Source organism: Flavobacterium foetidum (assembly GCF_004634245.1).
GTDB classification, from domain to species: Bacteria; Bacteroidota; Bacteroidia; order Flavobacteriales; family Flavobacteriaceae; genus Flavobacterium; species Flavobacterium foetidum.
In genome coordinates this window covers 100183-120017 of record NZ_SJTF01000015.1, presented here as the reverse complement: position 1 = coordinate 120017, position 19835 = coordinate 100183, and the positions used below count along the sequence as shown (strand labels likewise).

The 19835-nt window shown below is 35.2% G+C and carries 14 protein-coding genes; 8 read left to right on the top strand and 6 right to left on the bottom strand.

Features of this window, described 5'->3' with window-relative positions:
* Positions 1-119: 119 nt before the first annotated feature.
* Entirely contained in the window at positions 120-2180 is a 2061-nt protein-coding gene (locus E0W73_RS17990; RefSeq protein WP_135223422.1) for a M1 family metallopeptidase, read from the bottom strand.
* Positions 2181-2436: 256 nt separating this feature from the next.
* On the opposite strand from E0W73_RS17990, the gene E0W73_RS17985 reads away from it, so the two are divergent.
* Positions 2437-3180: a Dph6-related ATP pyrophosphatase gene (locus E0W73_RS17985; RefSeq protein ID WP_135223421.1), complete on the top strand. Its 744-nt coding sequence runs from the start codon at positions 2437-2439 to the stop codon at positions 3178-3180.
* Positions 3177-3557, top strand: coding sequence for a hypothetical protein (locus tag E0W73_RS17980; RefSeq protein ID WP_135223420.1), 381 nt, complete (start codon positions 3177-3179; stop codon positions 3555-3557). Before E0W73_RS17985 ends, E0W73_RS17980 begins: the two co-directional genes overlap by 4 nt.
* Here the strand turns inward: E0W73_RS17980 and E0W73_RS17975 are convergent.
* The 4 genes from E0W73_RS17975 to E0W73_RS17960 form a co-directional block, all read right to left on the bottom strand.
* Complete coding sequence (locus E0W73_RS17975; RefSeq protein WP_135223419.1) at positions 3550-3951, bottom strand: DUF4348 domain-containing protein; 402 nt, start codon at positions 3949-3951, stop codon at positions 3550-3552. The two genes, E0W73_RS17980 and E0W73_RS17975, sit on opposite strands and share 8 nt — an antisense overlap.
* Positions 3951-4493, bottom strand: coding sequence for a DUF1697 domain-containing protein (locus E0W73_RS17970; RefSeq protein WP_135223418.1), 543 nt, complete (start codon positions 4491-4493; stop codon positions 3951-3953). The genes E0W73_RS17975 and E0W73_RS17970 overlap by 1 nt, the downstream gene beginning before the upstream one ends.
* Before the next feature lie 64 nt (positions 4494-4557).
* A complete protein-coding gene (locus tag E0W73_RS17965) occupies positions 4558-6315 on the bottom strand; it encodes a hypothetical protein (RefSeq protein WP_135223417.1) in 1758 nt (585 codons plus the stop codon).
* 127 nt (positions 6316-6442) lie between these two features.
* Complete coding sequence (locus E0W73_RS17960) at positions 6443-6862, bottom strand: hypothetical protein (protein ID WP_135223416.1); 420 nt, start codon at positions 6860-6862, stop codon at positions 6443-6445.
* 354 nt (positions 6863-7216) lie between these two features.
* On the opposite strand from E0W73_RS17960, the gene recG reads away from it, so the two are divergent.
* From recG to pheT, 6 genes are all read left to right on the top strand, one after another.
* Complete coding sequence (gene recG, locus E0W73_RS17955) at positions 7217-9325, top strand: ATP-dependent DNA helicase RecG (protein WP_135223415.1); 2109 nt, start codon at positions 7217-7219, stop codon at positions 9323-9325.
* An 890-nt stretch (positions 9326-10215) separates the two neighbouring features.
* Positions 10216-11274, top strand: coding sequence for an efflux RND transporter periplasmic adaptor subunit (locus E0W73_RS17950; RefSeq protein ID WP_135223414.1), 1059 nt, complete (start codon positions 10216-10218; stop codon positions 11272-11274).
* An 87-nt stretch (positions 11275-11361) separates the two neighbouring features.
* Positions 11362-14457 carry an efflux RND transporter permease subunit gene (locus E0W73_RS17945; protein WP_135223413.1) on the top strand — a complete coding sequence of 1032 codons (3096 nt, stop codon included), beginning with the start codon at positions 11362-11364 and terminating at the stop codon, positions 14455-14457.
* 65 nt (positions 14458-14522) lie between these two features.
* Positions 14523-15833, top strand: a complete 1311-nt coding sequence (locus tag E0W73_RS17940) for a TolC family protein (RefSeq protein WP_135223412.1) — start codon at positions 14523-14525, stop codon at positions 15831-15833.
* Between the two features lie 27 nt (positions 15834-15860).
* A complete protein-coding gene (locus tag E0W73_RS17935) occupies positions 15861-16724 on the top strand; it encodes a bestrophin family protein (protein ID WP_135223411.1) in 864 nt (287 codons plus the stop codon).
* Positions 16725-16846: 122 nt separating this feature from the next.
* Positions 16847-19267 (top strand): phenylalanine--tRNA ligase subunit beta, encoded by a 2421-nt coding sequence (pheT, locus tag E0W73_RS17930; RefSeq protein ID WP_135223410.1) that lies wholly within the window; start codon positions 16847-16849, stop codon positions 19265-19267.
* A 247-nt stretch (positions 19268-19514) separates the two neighbouring features.
* Here pheT and E0W73_RS21610 read toward each other — a convergent pair whose 3' ends face one another.
* Positions 19515-19715: an N-acetylmuramidase domain-containing protein gene (locus E0W73_RS21610; protein ID WP_244248510.1), complete on the bottom strand. Its 201-nt coding sequence runs from the start codon at positions 19713-19715 to the stop codon at positions 19515-19517.
* Between the last annotated feature and the right edge of the window lie 120 nt (positions 19716-19835).

Here is a 19835-nt window from a genome sequence, read left to right as displayed (position 1 = left end):
TTTTATTTTTAGAAAATAGAATATGGAGCCAAGAGAATAGAGTTAATTTCTATATTCTATATTCTATATTCTATATTCTATATTCTATATTCTATATTCTATATTCTATATTCTAATTTTTACTCCTTCAACAAGCGATTAAGCTGCAACTGTTCATCGGGGCTCAAATTACTTAAAATTCTTTCAAATGCAGTGCGCATTTCAGAATTTTTTAGCAAAAGTCTAATGGTATCTCTTCCAAATTTTGAAAACTGCCACATATGATGTGTCGTTGCACTCACTAAACTACTCAAAACCTGGTCGTTAATGATTTTAAAAGCAATTAATTTTTCTAAAGCATTTTGGCGAGTTCCTGCTTCGTATTTTGAAGTCGAAAATAAAAGCAATTCATCTGCCAGCACATCTGTATTTTGACTGTAATTTGGTGTAGACAAAGCCAACGAAAGCCATAACGTACGTAGGTTGTAGTCATTAAAACCAATCCATGACTGTGACTTATCGAGGTAGCTCTTTCTATGATTCGGAAAATTACGCCATAACCAATACAACGCAATCTCTTGGGTCTGATATGATTTATCGTCTAAAAGTGTTTCGTAATAAAGCCTGAAATCTTCTGGTATTTTTGTCATCGTCTCCGCAACATTCTGTCGAACCTGAACATTGTTGGTTTGAAGAGCCAAAAGCAAAAGTTCTTTTTTGTCTTCGTACTTTTCACTAGACAGCTGGTCTACCACTGCTTTTTTAACCGATTCGTAAATATTGGATTCTAAAACACTTTTGAAAATTTCTTTTTTTTCGCTTAAAGGTGTTTTTTTAAGTTTATCAATTTCCAATCTTTTCTGAATGGCTTTATTTTTACTCAACAAGGCATTTGCAGCTGGAGTATCAAAAGCAGTAGATTCTAACCAAGTTTTTTGGAATTTTTCCAAATCAAAATCTGAAACCTTTCTTATTTCATCAAAAAAATCCTCTGTGTTTACGCTCTGATAGGCATATTTGTCTAGATAGCTTTTTACAGCTTTTTTAAATGCCTTATCCCCTATAGATTCATGAAGATAAAACAATGACCAAGCACCTTTTTCGTAAAAAGTAAGAGAACTTGCTTTGGCATTCAAAACCGGAATCATATCTGTCCTCGAAGCAAATTTTAACTGTTGTGCTGTATCATACAATTTGGAATAAAAATAATCTTCGCCAAATATTTCTCTCTCGGCAAGAAGCGCATAATACGTTGCAAAACCTTCCTGCAGCCAATGATGTGTACTGCTTTCAGCAGTTACCAAATCGCCGAACCAATGATGCGCCAGCTCATGTGCGTCAACATTGGCGTAATTTCGGTCTGCAAAACCAATTGAATCTACGACATAACGTGTAGTAAAAAGAGTCGAAGTTGTATTCTCCATTCCCGCATACAAAAAATCACGAACCGGAATCTGCCTGTTGATTTGCCAAGGATATTTTACTCCGATTTCTTTCTCCAGAAAATCAAAAATCTTTTTAGAATATCGATATGTAGGCTCAAAACGATTTTTGTCTTTTGGCTCAAAGTAATAGTGCAGCGGAATTTTGCTTTTTGATTTTAGTTCATTTTTGTCAAATTTTCCGATTGCAAGCATCAGCAAATAGGAACTCATGGGTTTCTCCATTTTGTACTGCCAATGATTGGTAGTGCCGTTTGTCGTTTTCGCTTTTAAAACTCCATTTGAAACTACTTCGTAATCCTTGTCAAATGTTATTCCGAGGCCGAAAATCACTTTTTCATTTACATCATCAAAACTCGGAAACCAATTGCTGGTGTATCTTCCTTGTCCTTGTGTCCAAATCTGAACTTGATCATTTTCAATATCTACAAAATATAAGGCTTGTTTTGGTTTTGCTGTATAATTGAAAGTGAGCTTATGTTCTCCTTTTGTAAAAGAAAAAATAACTTTTAACTGTTTAGATGTATTTAAAAAAACAGCTTCTTTTTCATCAATCTTAACATTCGAAAATTCCATGTTTTTAGCATCAAGCGAAATGGTATCACAAGTTTTTAAAATCTCGAAATTGTAATCTACTGCGCCAGAAACTGTTTTTTCTTTCGCGTTTAATGACAATTGTCCCGAAGCAGATTTAAAATCGACATTTTGAGATTGTTGTGCAAAAAGAAATCCTGTGAATAAAAGAAGGATGTATTTCATTGAAAAATTTATTTTAAAGAATATGTTTCACTAGATATTGTATTGTTCCCGAAAATCGATTCTCTGTTTTTTGTCACTATCGTACTAAAATAAACAGCTCACAAGAATAATCCCAATTTTTTAATTGGTTAGAATAGGTTTTAAATTTATCATTATACAACATCATCATTTTGGCATGTAAAATCCCAAAGTTACAAACCTTTTATCAACTAATCGAATGAAATTTGTAAGTTTACATTCCTAAAAATCCATAATTGTGTCAACAATAAAAAAAGCCATATTTAACTGGAGCAGCGGTAAAGATTCTGCTTTGGCATTGTACAAAATCCTGAAAAATCCAGATTATAAAATTGAATATTTGCTAACCACTGTCAATCAAAAATATCAGCGCATTTCTATGCATGGTGTTCGCACAGAACTACTTCAAGCACAAGCCGAAGGCATTGGCCTGCCTTTGAAAATTATGGAGATTCCGGAAATGCCTTCTATGGAAATTTACGAAAACGTACTGACTGAAACCTTATCGGATTTTAAGAAGCTGGGGATTACGGATTCTGTTTTTGGTGACATTTTTTTGGAAGACTTGCGAAAATACCGTGAAGAACAACTTGCCAAAATCGGTTTCAAAGGCGTTTTTCCGATTTGGAAAATTCCGACGAAAGAACTTATACAAGAGTTTATTTCTTTGAATTTCAAGACAATCGTAGTTTGTGTAAACGAACGTTACCTGGATAAAAGCTTTGTGGGAAGAATAATTGATCAGGATTTTATAAATGATTTGCCTGAAAATGTTGATGTATGCGGTGAAAACGGCGAATTTCACACTTTTACTTTTGATGGACCTATTTTTTCTAAACCAATTGAATTTGAAATTGGCGAAACAGTATACCGAAAGTATGAAAGACCGAAAAGCAACGAAAACTCAAACACAGCTTGTGATACCACTGATGACAGTGCTTTCGATTTTGGATTCTGGTATTGCGATTTAATAAAAAAATGATGCGTAGACAATTACTTATTTTTACACTTTTGATTTCGCTTTCCTTTTCGTTGCAAAGCTGTCTTGTAAGCAGGTGCGAAAGGCCACAAATTGTGGGATATATTTATGATGCAGAATCAAGACTGCCTCTTGCAAATTGTACTGTTGGAGAAACCTTGAGCGAAAATGATGGTCACTTTACATTAAATGAAAAACGCTACCATCAATTTACATTTTTCGGGTTCGAAGCTCCGTCTTTAGTGGTAAATGAAACTATAAAGAAAGAAGGATACGAATCTCAAAATATTCAATTTATGCAGCCATTTGGCGGAGGTATGAAAAAAGGAGCTTTACATACAACGGATACATTGTACTTAAAAAAGATTCCAATTAAGTAGATTGATCAATCCATGTTTTCAAAAACCATTTATCATCTTTTAATTCAAAGATATAATCGATATAAATTCCATTATTCAGTCCACGTTGTTGAATTGTAGCCTTATTCTTTTTAATAGATACAGTGCGTTTTAAATGCGTTTCATCTGCTTTATTGTCTAATTTAAGAATTTTGTAACTTTCTTTCGACATCGTATAATCAGATAACTCGAAATCATCATTATTCATCTGATATTTCAAAGGAAAAATCACTCTGCTCACCTGAAATTTAGGGTCTCCGTTAAATTTCTTAAAAAAAACATTAAAATCTTCGGAAGTTTTTTTTGCACTCTGAGCATAAATAGTGGTATTTAAACTCATTGCAAACACAAAAAACATTAAAAAGTACTTTTTCATTATTCTGAATACATATTAAGCAAGTTAGTCACTGTATTCCAGTTTCTAATGGTTGCAGTTACATTTAATTTCTTCTCGATATATTTCTGGTCAAAACGTGTTTTTCCGGCTCCGATTGCATATTTAATAAAAATACGATTTCCGTCTATCGTGGCTTCATCCGGCTTAAACTGACTAATTTTTAGGTCGTGTATGCTTTCTTTTTTTAAGGGAATAGAGACAAAAGCCACATACAGTTTTTTGGTGTCGGCCTCCTTTTCGTTTAAATAAGGATTGTTTTTAAAACACAATTCTAAATCTTCTTTTGTAATTACAACCACAGGAACTTCATGACCAAAGACTTTGAAAATTTCCTGTTTGATCATAAAGCCAACTTTTGAAGCGCTTCCTTCTTCTGTGTCTACAAATACATTTCCGGACTGCAGATAAGTTCGAACGTTTTGAAAACCAATATTTTCAAGCATTGCTTTTAAGGCTTCCATTTTCATCATGTTATGTCCTGAGACATTTATGCCTCTTAAAAGTGCCAGATGTGTAACCATTTATTCATTTTTTTTGTAAAGATAATTATTCCAAATTTATACCGAATGCCTAAACTTCTTGAATCTAAAAATTTTCTTCGTCTTGCGTTTCGATATCAAATTCTGCCAAGAAAGCATTCAATTTTTCTCCGAACAATATTTTTGCTTGATTTATAATGGCATCAGCATCTTCATCAGTTTTTACCACTGGCAGACCAAGACCGTTTTTGACCCAATCAATAAATTCATTTAAATTTTCGCTTTCCTGATAATAATCTTCATCTTTATAAAAATAAGCCTTGTCAAAATCGACTGAAATTTCGGTATCATAAGTGAGAAGCGAAATCAGTTTTTGAGTGTTTTCAGCCACTACGTGAATACCACCTTCATCTCCAAAAACCACAATCGGACATTTATTTAGATCATTATCAATTAGCCAATAGGCATAAGAACTTCCCGAACCATTAGCTCGAGCAAACTCAATAAAGCTGTCGTAAAAGGCTTCATCTTCAGACCAAGTTTTTAGGCCTGTTTTGTCGATTGTATGAAGATAAAAACATTCCGAAAAAGTTTCTTCTCCATAATGGGATTGAAAATCAAATAATTTCGCCAAATAATCCGGCATTTTGCGTGCACCGAACTGGGTTGAAAATTCCTCTAGCGAAAGTTCATCATCGTCTTCATAATCTTTATCATCATCGTCTTCCTCATAATCTTTGTTTAAAGCTTCAAAAGCCGAAACAACAGCATGTTTTATGGAATAAAATTCAATCCCTTCAGCTGTTTCATCATTCATCCATTGGTATTTTGTGTTTTCAGCTTCATCGAGATATTCCAATAACAACAGAATTTCTTGCGTATCTGTACACCACAAACCACGCATTCGAATGTTAAAGCCATTTAAAATCGTTGCAGCAATCTGACTGTACTTTTTGTCATCGTATTCAAAATGCACAAAACTGTAATTTGTAGATCCATCATCATAAAACAAACTCTCCTCGTTTTTCGTTTCGAGTTTATCAGACAATGTTTGGATCATATCAATAAAATTATCCCTGAAACCAGTATACAAATAACGATCTTCTTTGTTATGATCAATAAACGAGTCTCCTTTCTTGAAAACAGTATTGTAATAATCGTCTATGAATGTTTCTCTATCGTACACTTCGTCATGTTCAAGGAAAGAATCGGCAACAACATCTGATAATTTATGAGTAGACGGAAAGTAGTTTTCGACATATATTATGGAGCCGTCGGTGTCGGTAAGCCTGCTGCAGATCAAAATATCCGGACGGCCTGCATTGATAACGGCTTGTACGTTGTTAAAACCTTCAAAATGCATATTCATATCATCGGTGTAAATAAGCCATGCCGAAACCTCGCCTTTTACATAAAGTTCACCATGATTGTACTCTCCCAAAAGCGTATCGCATTGCAAACCGCCGCCCAGATAATGTACACTGCCAAACAATGTAATGTTGATTGTTGTCGTTTTTCCTAAGACAATTAACGCTGGCGAGTTATCTGTATCGTAAGAACTTATCAATTTATTGACGATCAAGTCTTTCTTAAAAATGAAACCGAGAATAAAAACATCTGGATTTTCGTCTGTACTAAATTCCATTTCAAGCACATCCATCTGCACATCATCTTCTGCAAGCAAGAAAACAGGATTCTCTTCATAATCAGGAAAACGCCAAGTGTCTTCAAAAACATTATAGATTTTCTGATTATTAAAATCGGCAAGACTACCGATAATTTCATGAGCTTTGTGTCTGTTGATTACTTTAAATTGAACTCCGCCAAATTGCATGCTTTCAAAAGGGACTTTTTCTTCTTTCATTTCTAACTTAGGCTTATATATGTGTTTTTTAACAAAACTAGTGATTATCTTTTTATTACAACAATAGCTACGATAAAATAAAAAAACTCCGTCATCAACGGAGTTTTACACAAATAAAAATATCATTTTAATCTACTTTTACATATTCATAAGAACGATCGCATGCACGGGCATCATCACTTAAACGTCCTGAATCAGTGAGCGTAAAACTTTCTTTTAAACCGCTGGTACAATTTGATATCAAACTATTGTATTCTGGGTAAGTCAAAACAAAGAAAACACCTTTTTCGTTTTTAATAATCTCAAATGTACCAGATAAATTGCTCGTTACATTATTGTAAATTCTTGTCTTTGTAAAAGTGTTGTCTTTATTAAATATATAAGAAAACTGTCTTGATATCGCATCATCTGCAAATCTACTGTCTGCGTATTGCACCCATTTTCCGTAATAATCAGTAATGATTACTTTCTCATCTTTTTTAGCTTCATCAGTAGAACAGGACACAAACGAGACAAACATTACAATTAAAATTCCAATTTTTTTCATTTTCAAAAGTTTAAGGTTAATTACTAATAAGATTCTGTTTTCTCAAAATAGTTGCGTCTTGTAAAATCATTTTTATGTAAAATTAACATAGAAATTCTTAAGCATAACTCGTTGGGTGAAAATCCTTTTGCTTATAAATTTTTCATGCAGATTCAAACAGGTTAAAGCAGATTTACATCTAAGCTAATTTTATAGAATCGAAAAAAAATAATTTCACCCAAGGGGTTAAGCATATTGTATTTTCAATTTTCCCAATTAAAATTTATCTTCGCTTTTTAGAAACTCCAAAAACAAATCCCAAAATACTAAATTCTAAATTCTAAATTCCAACAATAATACAACAAACGCTATTAAATGTCTAATAATCTCCTAGAAACCCCTATCGAATACTTAAAAGGTGTTGGTCCCAGTCGAGGTCAGTTGCTTCGTAAGGAATTGGGAATTCACAAATATGGAGATTTGGTCAATTTTTTTCCGAATCGATATATAGACAGAACCCGTTACTATAAGATTAATGAATTACAGAATACAGGTTCAGAGGTTCAGATTATCGGGAAAATAATCAACATCAAAACAGTTGAGTTTGCTAAAAATAAAAAACGCCTTGTAGCTTCTTTCGTAGACGATACAGGGCAGATTGAATTAAATTGGTTTCAAGGACACAAATGGATCAGAGAAAGCTTAAAGCTGAACGAACCTTGTGTAATCTTTGGAAAATGTTCTTTGTACGGAAGTCAGTTCAGTATGGCGCATCCGGAAATAGAACTGCTGAGCGAACACGAAAAAAGCCTTCGTTCGGCCATGCAACCTGTTTATCCTTCGACAGAAGCCCTTACCAACAAAGGCATTTCGAATCGGACCATCAATAAACTGATGGAGCAGCTTTTTATTGAAACACAGGCTTTGTTTACAGAAACATTTCCTCCTTATTTGATTGAAGAATTAAAACTGATTCCCAAAAGAGCTGCATTATTTAATATACATTTCCCAAAAAGTGCTGAGATTTTAGCGAAAGCGCAATTCCGCTTAAAATTTGAAGAATTGTTTTTTATTCAGTTGCAGCTTATAACCAAAAATTTGATTCGGAAACATAAAATCAAAGGCCATCCTTTTACGAAAGTTGGAGAATTATTTAATGAATTCTATCAGAATCATCTGCCTTTCAGCCTAACCAATGCGCAGAAAAGAGTAATAAAAGAAATCAGAACCGATATGGGCAGCAACGCTCAAATGAACCGCTTGCTTCAAGGTGATGTAGGTTCCGGAAAAACGATTGTCGCTTTTATGAGCATGCTTCTGGCGTTAGACAACGGTTTTCAAGCTTGTCTTATGGCACCAACAGAAATCTTGGCCAATCAGCACTTTTTAGGACTTTCAGAACTAGCACAGACTTTAAACTTAAACATAAAAATCTTAACCGGCTCAACCAAAACTGCAGCGAGAAAAATCATTCATGAAGAACTTGAAAATGGAAGTCTGCAGATTTTGATTGGTACGCATGCTTTATTAGAAGATAAAGTAAAATTTAAAAATTTGGGTCTTGCTGTTATTGACGAACAGCATCGCTTTGGCGTAGAACAACGTTCCAAATTATGGAAGAAAAATGAAATTCCGCCACACATTCTGGTCATGACCGCTACTCCTATTCCGAGAACTCTTGCCATGAGCCTATATGGCGATTTGGATATTTCGATTATCGATGAATTGCCACCGGGCAGAAAACCTATCCAGACTGTTCATCGTTTTGACAGCAATCGCCTAAAAGTGTGGAAATTTCTTCGAGACGAAATAGCAAAAGGGAGACAGATTTATATTGTATATCCGCTCATTCAGGAATCTGAAAAAATGGACTACAAAGACTTGATGGACGGTTACGAAAGCATATCACGCGATTTTCCGTTGCCCCACTATTCTATTTCTATTCTTCACGGAAAAATGAAACCCGCCGACAAAGACGCTGAAATGAAACGCTTTTCGGAAGGAAAGACCAACATTATGATTGCTACAACAGTAATTGAAGTTGGAGTAAATGTGCCAAATGCCAGTGTAATGATCATAGAAAGCGCAGAACGTTTTGGCTTATCACAACTTCACCAGCTTCGCGGACGCGTAGGCCGTGGCGCAGAACAAAGTTATTGCATTCTGATGACTGGCCATAAATTAAGTTCCGACAGTAAAATCAGAATGGAGACCATGGTTAAAACCAATGACGGATTTGAAATTGCCGAAGTCGACCTTAAACTACGAGGCCCTGGCGATTTAATGGGAACACAACAAAGCGGTGTTCTGAATCTTCAGATTGCAGATATAGTTCGAGACCGTGATATTTTGTCGTTGGCCAGAAACTATGCCATGAAAGTTTTAAAAGAAGATTCAGCACTTCAAAAACCAGAACATACTATCTTAAAATCTATTTTTCTGGAGCTTACTAAAAAGAAAAATATTTGGAATTATATTAGTTAAGGTGATGGGGGAATGAGGTGCTAAGGTTCTAAGCTACTAAGCTGCTAAGGTACTGAGTTGCTAAGGTTCTATGCCATTAAGTTAAGGAGTCAATTACACATTGAATATTAAACTGCAAAACCTGAAACTTGAAACCTCAAACCTGAAACCTGAAACTTGAAACTTGAAACTCGAAACCTCAAACTTAAAACAAACAAAAAAAACTCCATCACATCTCGCTTAAATAAGATTAAGTGAAAATATTCAACTAGGTTATAGTTTTGATTTTAGATTTGTTGGGGGTCAAATTTAAATTTCGAATATTTCGGGAGATGCAATGAAGTATGTAAATTACTTTTTGGATTGTCCTCAGAAAAAATTACATTTCACTTCTTTAAATATATAAACAAATGTTAATACTTTTAGTTCTATAATTTACTAAAAACCATAAAACACTATAAATCAATAGATTATTTAACAATATTTTATTTTTAGAGACAAACTTTAAGAATTGTAATTTTGTATTTTGTTTAACATTGCCAATGTTACAAATTATATTTGTAAAGCTCAAAATAATCGGATAAAAAAAACAAAAATATACAGTAAACATCATTTACAGTAAATATCAGACTCATGAATCCCATGGTATAACGGCACTAAATGAAAAAATAAGAGAGTGCTAAAACTAGACAAACAACAGCCTCCTGCAAAGTCAGACAAACCCTATAAAGTCTAAAAAAAGCAAAAAAAATAAAAAATTAATTAAACCTTTTGCGCCTTTTCTAGTCTAATGAAAACCTTTATAAATGCAAATGTTAAATAAAGGGTAAGAACTTTCGATTTCGCCCCAAAAAGCTAAATTTGCAAGCTTACTAAAACAAAACCTAAAATCCCTAATTACCTTATTTCTTATGAAATTAAAACATCTCATTTACGCCCTGCTAGTCATTGTGATAGGAGGATTTATTACTTACAGAATAGTTTCAAACAAAAGTAAGAATGATGATTCTAAAAAATTCAACGACAAAGACAAGCCGACAACCGTAACGGGTATGGTCGTAAAAACTTCTACGTTTGATAACAATCTCTCGCTTTCTGGTTCTATTGAGGCAAATGAGCAAGTAGAAATTCATAGTGAAGTATCTGGAATCGTAGAAGGGATTTTCTTCAATGAAGGAAGTTATGTAAATAAAGGACAAGTACTTTTTAAAGTTAATGATATCGAATTAAAAGCGCAACTGCAGCAGGCTGCAACAAAACAAAGCCTGACTTCTGAAAATGAAAGACGAGCAAAATTATTGCTTCAAAAAGAAGCCATAAGTCAGGAAGAATATGATGTGGCAAGAGCTGATCACGCTTCTGCGCAAGCGCAAAGTCAATTAATAAGAGCGCAGATTGCAAAAACATCTGTAAAAGCTCCATTCTCAGGAAAAATAGGTCTGCGTTCTATTTCGCCAGGAACCTATATTACTCCAACAGTTTTGGTTGCCAAATTGGTAAATACAGCAAAACTAAAAATTACATTTTCTATTCCAGAAAAATATGCTTCGCAGGTTAAAAACGGGTCGGTTATAGATTTTACCGTTTCTGGTTCTGAAAAAGTTTATAATGCCAAAATTTACGCTATCGAACCAGAAGTTGCTGTTGAAACCAGAACACTGCAAATTCGTGCTATTGCAGACAATGTTGACGGCAAGCTTTTTCCTGGAACATTTGCTGATGTAAAACTGCCATTAAGCATTATTAAAGATGCTATTGTGGTGCCAACTCAAGCTATCATACCGGTACAGAGCGGTAAAAAAGTCTATATTGCTGATAACGGAAAAGCCAAAGAGGTAATGGTAGAAGCAACAACAAGAACAGACGCATCAATTTTGGTTTTATCAGGATTAAAGGCTGGGGATACGCTAATTACCAGTGGTGTTATGTCTTTAAAAAATGAAGCACCAATTATAGTTAAAGTTAAATAATTAGAGATTTTAGTCCCTTATTGGGAATAGGCTTCAGATGAAACATCAGAAATCTAAAATCAACTATCTAAAATCTAAAATCACAATATGAGTTTATCAACTACAAGTATTAGAAGACCTGTTTTAACCATTGTACTGAATCTTTTGATTATCTTATTCGGTTTCATTGGTTACACATTTTTAGGTGTTCGAGAATTTCCTTCTATTGATCCGGCACAGGTATCGATCAGGACCAACTATACAGGAGCCAATTCAGATATTATTGAATCGCAGATTACAGAGCCTTTAGAAAAAGCTGTAAACGCCATTGACGGTATCCGAAATATAACCTCTTCGAGTAATCAAGGAAGCAGCAACATCACTATTGAGTTTAATCTTGATAAAGATTTGGAAGAAGCCGCCAATGATGTTCGTGATAAAGTGTCGCAGGCGATTAGGAATTTACCTCAGGATATTGATGCTCCTCCAGTTGTTTCTAAAGCCGACGCTGATAGTGATGCAATTATCTCGATGACAGTTCAAAGTGACACTAGAAGTTCTTTGGAATTAAGCGATTACGCAGAAAATGTAATTTCGCAACGCTTGGAAACAATTCCGGGAGTAAGCGGTGTACAAATCTGGGGTCAGAAGCGCTACGCCATGCGTTTATGGATTGATCCTGCAAAACTTACAGCATATAAATGTACGGTAGCTGATGTGCGAACGGCATTGAATGCACAGAATGTGGAACTTCCGTCGGGAAAATTGACGGGAAACAATACCGAACTGACCGTAAAAACGATTGGAAATCTTTCTAAACCGGAAGAATTCAATAATATTATCATCCGCACTGACGGCGACAAAATTGTACGTTTGAGCGATATTGGAGGCGCCGAATTGGGTCCTGAAAATATTGAAACCAAATTAAGCCAGTCCGGACTTCCGATGATTGGTCTTGCAATCGTACCGATGCCAGGTGCAAACTATCTAGATATTTCTGCCGAATTTTATAAAAAATACGAGGCGCTAAAAAAAGACCTTCCGAAAGATATAAAGCTGAACATCGCACTTGACAACACCGTATTCGTAAAAAAATCTGTCTTAGAAGTTGCTGAGACTTTAGGAATCTCAATCGTTTTGGTGGTTTTGATCATTTATTTGTTCTTTAGAGACTGGGCAATCGCTTTCAGACCTTTAATTGATATTCCTGTTTCGCTAATTGCAACCTTTTTCATAATGTGGCTTTTTGGGTTTTCAATCAATGTATTAACCCTTTTAGCGATTGTATTAGCAACTGGTCTTGTTGTGGATGACGGAATCGTGGTCACTGAAAATATATTTAAAAAGGTAGAAGAAGGAATGTCGCCTATCGAAGCGGCCATCAAAGGCTCAAATGAAATCTTCTATGCAGTAATCTCCATTTCGGTTACTTTGGCTGCTGTATTCTTGCCCGTAATTTTCCTCGAAGGATTCGTTGGAAGGCTTTTTAGGGAATTTGGTGTGGTCATTGGTGCTGCGGTTTTAATTTCTGCTTTCGTATCATTGACATTGACTCCGATGCTTAATGCTTATCTGATGAAAGGCGGCGAACAGAAGAAGTCGAAATTCTATATCAAAACTGAACCATTTTTTGAAAAAATGAACAGCAGTTATGCTGAAGCGCTTTCAAAATTTATGGATAGAAAATGGCTCAGTTTTCCAATACTAATTGCCTGTTTTGGACTGATTTACCTGTTCTTTACAATATTGCCAAAAGAAACTGCTCCTTATGACGACAGAAGTTCTGTAACAATGCGTATGACTACGCCAGAAGGTTCGTCATATGAATATACCGATCGTTTCATGCAAGAAATCTCGCAATTGGTAGACGATTCGATTCCAGAAAAAAAGGTAAGTCTTGTTATTACCGCACCTGGATTTGGAGCTTCGGCAACTAATACCGGGTTTATCAGATTATCATTAAAACAGCCTGACGAACGTACTCGATCTCAGAAAGACATCGCAGATAAACTTACTAAATGGACCAAACAATATCCTGACGCAAAAACCTCTGTTATTCAACAACCTACAATTGCAGTTAACAGACGAGGCGGACTACCGATTCAGTATATTATTCAGGCTCCGAATTTTGAAAAACTGAGAGAGAAGATCCCTGTTTTTATGGATGAAGTTGGAAAAAGTGATGTTTTCTCGATTTCTGATGTAAACCTGAAATTTAACAAACCCGAAATCAATGTCAGTATAAATCGTGAAAAAGCGGAAAGTTTAGGCATTTCGATCCTTGACATCGCACAGACTTTACAGCTTTCGTTAAGCGGACAAAGATTTGGATATTTCATTAAAAACGGAAAACAATACCAAGTGATAGGTCAGTTTGATCAAAAAGATCGTTCTAAACCCTTAGACCTGACTTCGATATTTGTAAAAAATAACAAGGGACAGCTGATTCAGATGGACAATGTGGTAAATGTCGAAGAACAAAGTAATCCTCCTCAATTGTATCACAACAACCGTTATATGTCGGCTACTGTTTCTGCTGGTTTAGCTCCAGGAAAAAGCATCAGTGACGGTATTGCAGAAATGGACAGAATAAAAGCAAAAGTCCTTGATGAAAGCTTTACAACCGATTTAAGTGGAGAATCAAGAGATTTCGTTGAGAGTTCTTCTAATACGTCGTTTGCTTTTGGCTTGGCATTATTATTAATTTTCTTGATTCTGGCTGCACAATTTGAGAGTTTTATTGATCCGTTTATTATCATTCTTACCGTGCCGATGGCAGTTGCAGGAGCTTTGTTTTCGTTATGGCTCTTTAATCAGACATGGAATATCTTTAGCCAGATTGGTACTGTAATGCTCATTGGTTTGGTAACCAAAAATGGTATTTTGATTGTCGAATTTGCGAACCAGCTCCGCGAACAAGGCAAACCAAAAATGGAAGCTATTTTAGAAGCCTCTGAGGCACGTCTGCGTCCGATTTTAATGACAAGTTTAGCAATCGCATTGGGAGCGCTTCCTATTGCAATGTCACTTGGAGCAGCATCAACCAGCCGAATCGGTATGGGAGTCGTAATCGTTGGTGGAACTATCTTTTCATTAGCATTGACACTTTTTGTCATTCCAGCAATTTATTTTATGTGGTCAAAAGCCAGAAAGCATTATCCAGAATTTGACAAAATCGACGAATACGAAAGAGAAAGTAAATAATTATAAACCTTAATTTTGTCTTTCTATTTAACTGAAATACAACATTTGAGGCAAACAAAAAACATATGAATATTAAGGTTTTATTCTTTAGTTTGATTGTAAGCTTGTTTTGTTCAGCTAATCTTGCTGCACAGGAAGTTCTTACTATTGAAGAGGCTATGAAAATAGCTTTGGAAAACAATTTTGAAATTAAGATTGCGAAAAACAATACTAAAATCAGCGAGACCAACGTAACGATTGGAAATGCTGGAATGTTGCCAACAGCAACTGCAAATGTGCTGGACAACAACAGTATTATGAATTCGTCTCAGACTCGTCAAGACGGAACTACAACATCTCTAGACAATGCCAAAAACAATAGCTTAACCTATGGTGTGAGTTTAGGATGGACTGTTTTTGACGGAATGAAAATGTTTGCAAGACTTGATCAACTGAAGGAACTCCAAAAATTGGGAGATGCTGAACTTAAAAGAACCATTTTGTTAAAAATTGGTCAGGTAAATTCTGCATATTACGATTTGGTACAGCAGCAGCAGCAGTTGGCTGCCTTAGACACTACAATTGTTATTTCAAATCAGAGACTTACTTTGGCGCAAAATCGTTTTAGTATCGGAAAAGCTTCAAAATTAGAGGTTTTAAATGCTCAAGTAGATTTAAATTCTGATCAAGTGGCGCTGCTAAGACAAAAAGAATCGTATGCCAATGCCAAAATATTGCTAAACCAACATCTAGCACGAGATCCAAAAATTGACTTTAAGGTTACCGATGAAGTAACTGTTGACAATAAATTGGTTTTGGTAGATTTAATGGAATTGGCAAAAAAACAGAATCCAACACTGGAAGCACAAATAATCAACAAGCGAATTGCCGAATTGCAATTGAAACAAGTTAAGGCAGATCGCTATCCTATATTGCGATTAACCACAGGATACAATTTCTCTGAAAGCCAATCTAGTTTGGGTTTTACCAGCGAAACTTCATCACGAGGTCTAAATTACGGTTTTAATGCTTCCATGAATATTTTTGACGGCTTCAATCAGCATCGTAATGAGAAAGTTGCCAAACTACAGATAGAGAATACTCAGATTGCTATAGAACAGCAGAATCTAATTTTGGATACCCAATTGAGCACGGCTTTTCAAACTTATCTAACTAATTTAGAATTAATTGACTTAGAGGAAGACAACGAAGCAATTGCAAAACAGAATTTAGACATAACGCTTGACAAATTTAAAATCGGTACCATTACTACTATCGATTTCAGAACAGCGCAACTTAATTATGTCAATGCAAAAGTTCGTTACAGCAATGCGCAATACGAAGCAAAATTATCAGAAATTGCCTTAAAAGAATTAGCTGGAAATATTAATTTTTGATTTAAATTTGTTTCAAAACAAACTTAAATGATTTCGTACAACACCAAAGACTGGTTTACTTTTATATTTCATTTTCACAAATCTGATACAGTTAGAAAATTGCTTCCAATTATGGCAGCCATCGGGATTTATGCCGCAACGGTCGGTTATCTAGAAGTTCATTATTTTAAAGTTACCAATAAGGATTACATTCATAATATTCCGATCATGCACGGAATGCTTGGGTTTGTAATCTCTCTATTGCTTGTTTTTAGAACCAATACCGCTTATGATCGCTGGTGGGAAGGACGCAAACTATGGGGAAGCCTAGTGAACAACAGTCGCAATCTGGCTATAAAACTTTCGGCTATCTTAAAAGATGAAAATGACCGCAAGTTTTTTAGAAAATACATTCCGATGTATGCTCACATTCTTCAGATTCATTTAAAAGATGAAGACACCAGCAAACAGCTTTTTGAGGATGTTGATTTAGAAATTGACCATCATAAGCATAAGCCAAACCAACTAAAAAGAATTATGTATCAGAAGATTAATGATCTTTATGATGCAAATAAAATTACTGGCGAACAGCTCATTACTTTAAATGATGAGCTGGTTGCTTTTACCGACATCTGTGGTGCTTGCGAACGAATAAAAAACACGCCTATTCCCTACTCTTACAGCGCTTTTATAAAAAAATTCATTTTCTTTTATACCATGACCTTGCCTTTTGGCTATGCAGTAAGTTTAGGCTATTTTGTAGCGCCAGTCGTTGTTTTTATATTCTATGTATTGGCGAGTCTTGAGTTGATTGCAGAAGAAATCGAAGATCCTTTTGGAGATGATGAAAACGATTTGCCTACAAAAAAAATATCCGAAAACATCAAAAAACATATAGAGGAACTGATCTAAAGACTTTAGTATTAATTTTATAAACAGCCTGTATGTGTATGTTCTCAAAAAAATAATTAATTTTTTCTTACTCAGCAGCGCAATCCTTATATTTGTATCCTCATAAAAAGAATAAAAATCAAATGAAAATATCTTACAACTGGTTAAAGCAATTCATTAAAACAGATTGGACTTCTGAACAGACTTCAGAATTGCTTACTGATCTGGGACTTGAAGTAGAAGTTGTTGAAAAATATCAATCAATTAAAGGCGGCCTGGAAGGAGTTGTTGTCGGACACGTACTTACCTGCGAAAAACATCCTGATGCCGACAGATTAAAAGTTACAACCGTAAATATCGGTTTAGAAGCACCAGTGCAAATCGTATGCGGAGCTGCGAATGTGGCTGCGGGGCAGAAAGTTCCTGTTGCAACAATCGGAACCGTTTTATATGATAAAGAAGGTGCGGAGTTTACTATAAAAAAAGGAAAGATTCGAGGACAGGAAAGTCATGGAATGATTTGCGCCGAAGACGAATTAGGTCTTGGAAACAGTCATGACGGAATTATGGTTCTCGCTGAAGATCTTATTCCAGGAACTCCCGCTGCAGAAGTTTTTAAAATCGTAAATGACGAAGTTTTTGAAATCGGATTGACACCAAACCGTGCCGATGCAATGAGCCATTACGGTACTGCTCGCGATTTAAGAGCCGGAATGCTGCAACGTGGGGTAAACGTAGAATTGATCACCCCTTCTGTGAGCAATTTCAGAGTTGACATGCGTACACTCAAAATTGATGTAAATGTTGAAGAACCTGCATTGGCACCAAGATATTGTGGTGTTACCATTTCTGGAATTACTGTGCAGGATTCTCCGTCTTGGCTGCAAGACCGCTTAAAAGCTATTGGATTAACCCCAAAAAATAATATTGTTGACGTTACTAATTATGTTTTACATGAATTAGGACAACCGCTTCATGCTTTTGACGCTGCGAAAATCAACGGAAAAGTGATTGTAAAAACATTACCTGCAGGAACAAAATTTGTTACTCTTGATGATGTTGAAAGAACATTACATGCTGAAGATTTAATGATTTGTGACGAAAAAGGGCCGCTTTGCATAGCCGGTGTCTTTGGAGGGAAAAAATCAGGAGTTTCTGAAGGAACTACTTCTATTTTCTTAGAAAGTGCTTATTTTGACGCCGTAAGCGTTCGTAAAACAGCAAAAAGACATCAATTAAATACAGATGCTTCTTTTAGATTTGAAAGAGGAATCGACCCTACTATTACAGAATATGCTTTAAAACGTGCAGCACTTTTGATCCAAGAAGTTGCTGGAGGAAAAGTAACTTCTGATGTGGTTGAAGTCTATCCTAAAAAGGTAGAAGACTTCTCTGTATTATTGAATTTCAGTCATGTTTACAAAATCATTGGGCAGGAGATTCCGAAAGATACCATTAAGAAAATATTGGTTTCTCTAGACATTAAAGTAAACAGCGTTTCAGATACCGGCTTAGGATTAACAATTCCAGCTTATCGTGTAGATGTACAGCGTGAAATTGACGTTATTGAAGAGATTCTAAGGGTTTACGGTTATAACAATATTGAGTTTTCTAAAAAATTCAATGCAACTGTATCCAATTCTCCTAGAACAGAAGATTATAAAGTACAAAACGTAATCGCTTCTCAGTTGAACTCTCAAGGATTTCATGAAATGATGGCCAATTCCTTGACTACCGGAACTTACGCCAAATTATCGACTGTTTTAAAAGAAGAGCACAATGTAACTATGCTTAATCCGTTGAGCAGTGATTTGGCTGTTATGCGTCAGTCTTTGTTGTTCTCTGCTCTGGAAGCTATTTCATACAACATCAACAGAAAAAATTCGGATCTAAAACTATTTGAATTCGGAAAATCGTATCACAAATATTTAAACGGTTACGAAGAACACAAACATCTGACCTTGTCTATTTCAGGAAATAGAAACAAAGAAAGCTGGACAACTCCTCAAAAAGGAACCGATTTCTTTTTGCTGAAAGGCTATGTTAGAGCGGTTTTAAATCGTTTAGGAATCGAGAAAGTTTCAAATGCGCCTGTTCAGTCTGATGTTTATTCCGAAGGAACAGCTATTACTTACAATAATGATATTTTGGTTGAAATGGGTGTTGTGAAAAAACCTATTTTAAAACATTTCGGAATCAAACAAGATGTTTATTTTGCCGATTTCAATTGGGATTTGATTCTAAAAATCATTACTGGAAAAATCAAATATTCCGAAATACCGAAGTATCCTGAAGTACGAAGAGATTTGGCATTGCTTATTGATGAAAGCACTACATACGAGAAAATCTTTAATCTTGCCAAACAGACTGAAAAGACGCTTTTAAAAGATATCAATTTATTTGATGTTTACCAAGGCGACAATCTTCCGGAAGGAAAAAAATCATATGCCTTAAGCTTTACGATTCAGGACAACACCAAAACGCTGACTGACTCTCAGATTGATAAAATCATGTCTAAATTGCAACAGACTTTTGAAACTGAGCTTGGAGCAAGTTTGAGATAAAGCTTTAAAGAAATAAAAACCAAACCTGACAACCATTTTTTGGATTCTGTCAGGTTTTTTGTTTTGTTTGTTTTGAATATTTCACATAAGTCCGTTCTAGTTTCTCCTCATAATTTATTGGTTTTGTAGGCGGGTGTGTTGTATTTACGTGCAAACTAAGCCCAATTCTTTTCCCTCAAAAGAGCAATCAAATTATACTTTTCCAGAAAAAGTCCAAACGCTTTTAAATGTGCGCCCTCATTTTCACTCATTTTTTGACAAATTCATCAATGCTTCTGTATCCGAGAGAAACTGCATTAAATCCCATTAGCTGAAACAATCCCCAAGAAACTCCGCTACTTGCCGCATCGACAACTTTTTTGTCCTGAGACAGCTTTTTCGCCTTTTCTAAACGTCTATATTCGCCTGTACCACCAGAATCAACGAAGGCGAAATCATCTTGTATCATTTAAATTTTCGATAGAAAACAAATTGAAATACTTTTCTTGTACGAAAACAACAATGTAAAAGTAAATTATTACAAAATATCAAAAAATCATATTTTAAATGAATTTTTTAAATACATTTA

Excerpts from the sequence above, each read along its gene's own strand:
- E0W73_RS17990 (WP_135223422.1), bottom strand. The coding sequence starts at position 2,180 with ATGAAATACATCCTTCTTTTATTCACAGGATTTCTTTTTGCACAACAA.
- E0W73_RS17980 (WP_135223420.1), top strand. The coding sequence starts at position 3,177 with ATGATGCGTAGACAATTACTTATTTTTACACTTTTGATTTCGCTTTCC.
- E0W73_RS17975 (WP_135223419.1), bottom strand. The coding sequence starts at position 3,951 with ATGAAAAAGTACTTTTTAATGTTTTTTGTGTTTGCAATGAGTTTAAAT.
- E0W73_RS17970 (WP_135223418.1), bottom strand. The coding sequence starts at position 4,493 with ATGGTTACACATCTGGCACTTTTAAGAGGCATAAATGTCTCAGGACAT.
- E0W73_RS17965 (WP_135223417.1), bottom strand. The coding sequence starts at position 6,315 with ATGAAAGAAGAAAAAGTCCCTTTTGAAAGCATGCAATTTGGCGGAGTT.
- E0W73_RS17960 (WP_135223416.1), bottom strand. The coding sequence starts at position 6,862 with ATGAAAAAAATTGGAATTTTAATTGTAATGTTTGTCTCGTTTGTGTCC.
- recG (WP_135223415.1), top strand. The coding sequence starts at position 7,217 with ATGTCTAATAATCTCCTAGAAACCCCTATCGAATACTTAAAAGGTGTT.
- E0W73_RS17950 (WP_135223414.1), top strand. The coding sequence starts at position 10,216 with ATGAAATTAAAACATCTCATTTACGCCCTGCTAGTCATTGTGATAGGA.
- E0W73_RS17945 (WP_135223413.1), top strand. The coding sequence starts at position 11,362 with ATGAGTTTATCAACTACAAGTATTAGAAGACCTGTTTTAACCATTGTA.
- E0W73_RS17940 (WP_135223412.1), top strand. The coding sequence starts at position 14,523 with ATGAATATTAAGGTTTTATTCTTTAGTTTGATTGTAAGCTTGTTTTGT.
- E0W73_RS17935 (WP_135223411.1), top strand. The coding sequence starts at position 15,861 with ATGATTTCGTACAACACCAAAGACTGGTTTACTTTTATATTTCATTTT.
- pheT (WP_135223410.1), top strand. The coding sequence starts at position 16,847 with ATGAAAATATCTTACAACTGGTTAAAGCAATTCATTAAAACAGATTGG.
- E0W73_RS21610 (WP_244248510.1), bottom strand. The coding sequence starts at position 19,715 with ATGATACAAGATGATTTCGCCTTCGTTGATTCTGGTGGTACAGGCGAA.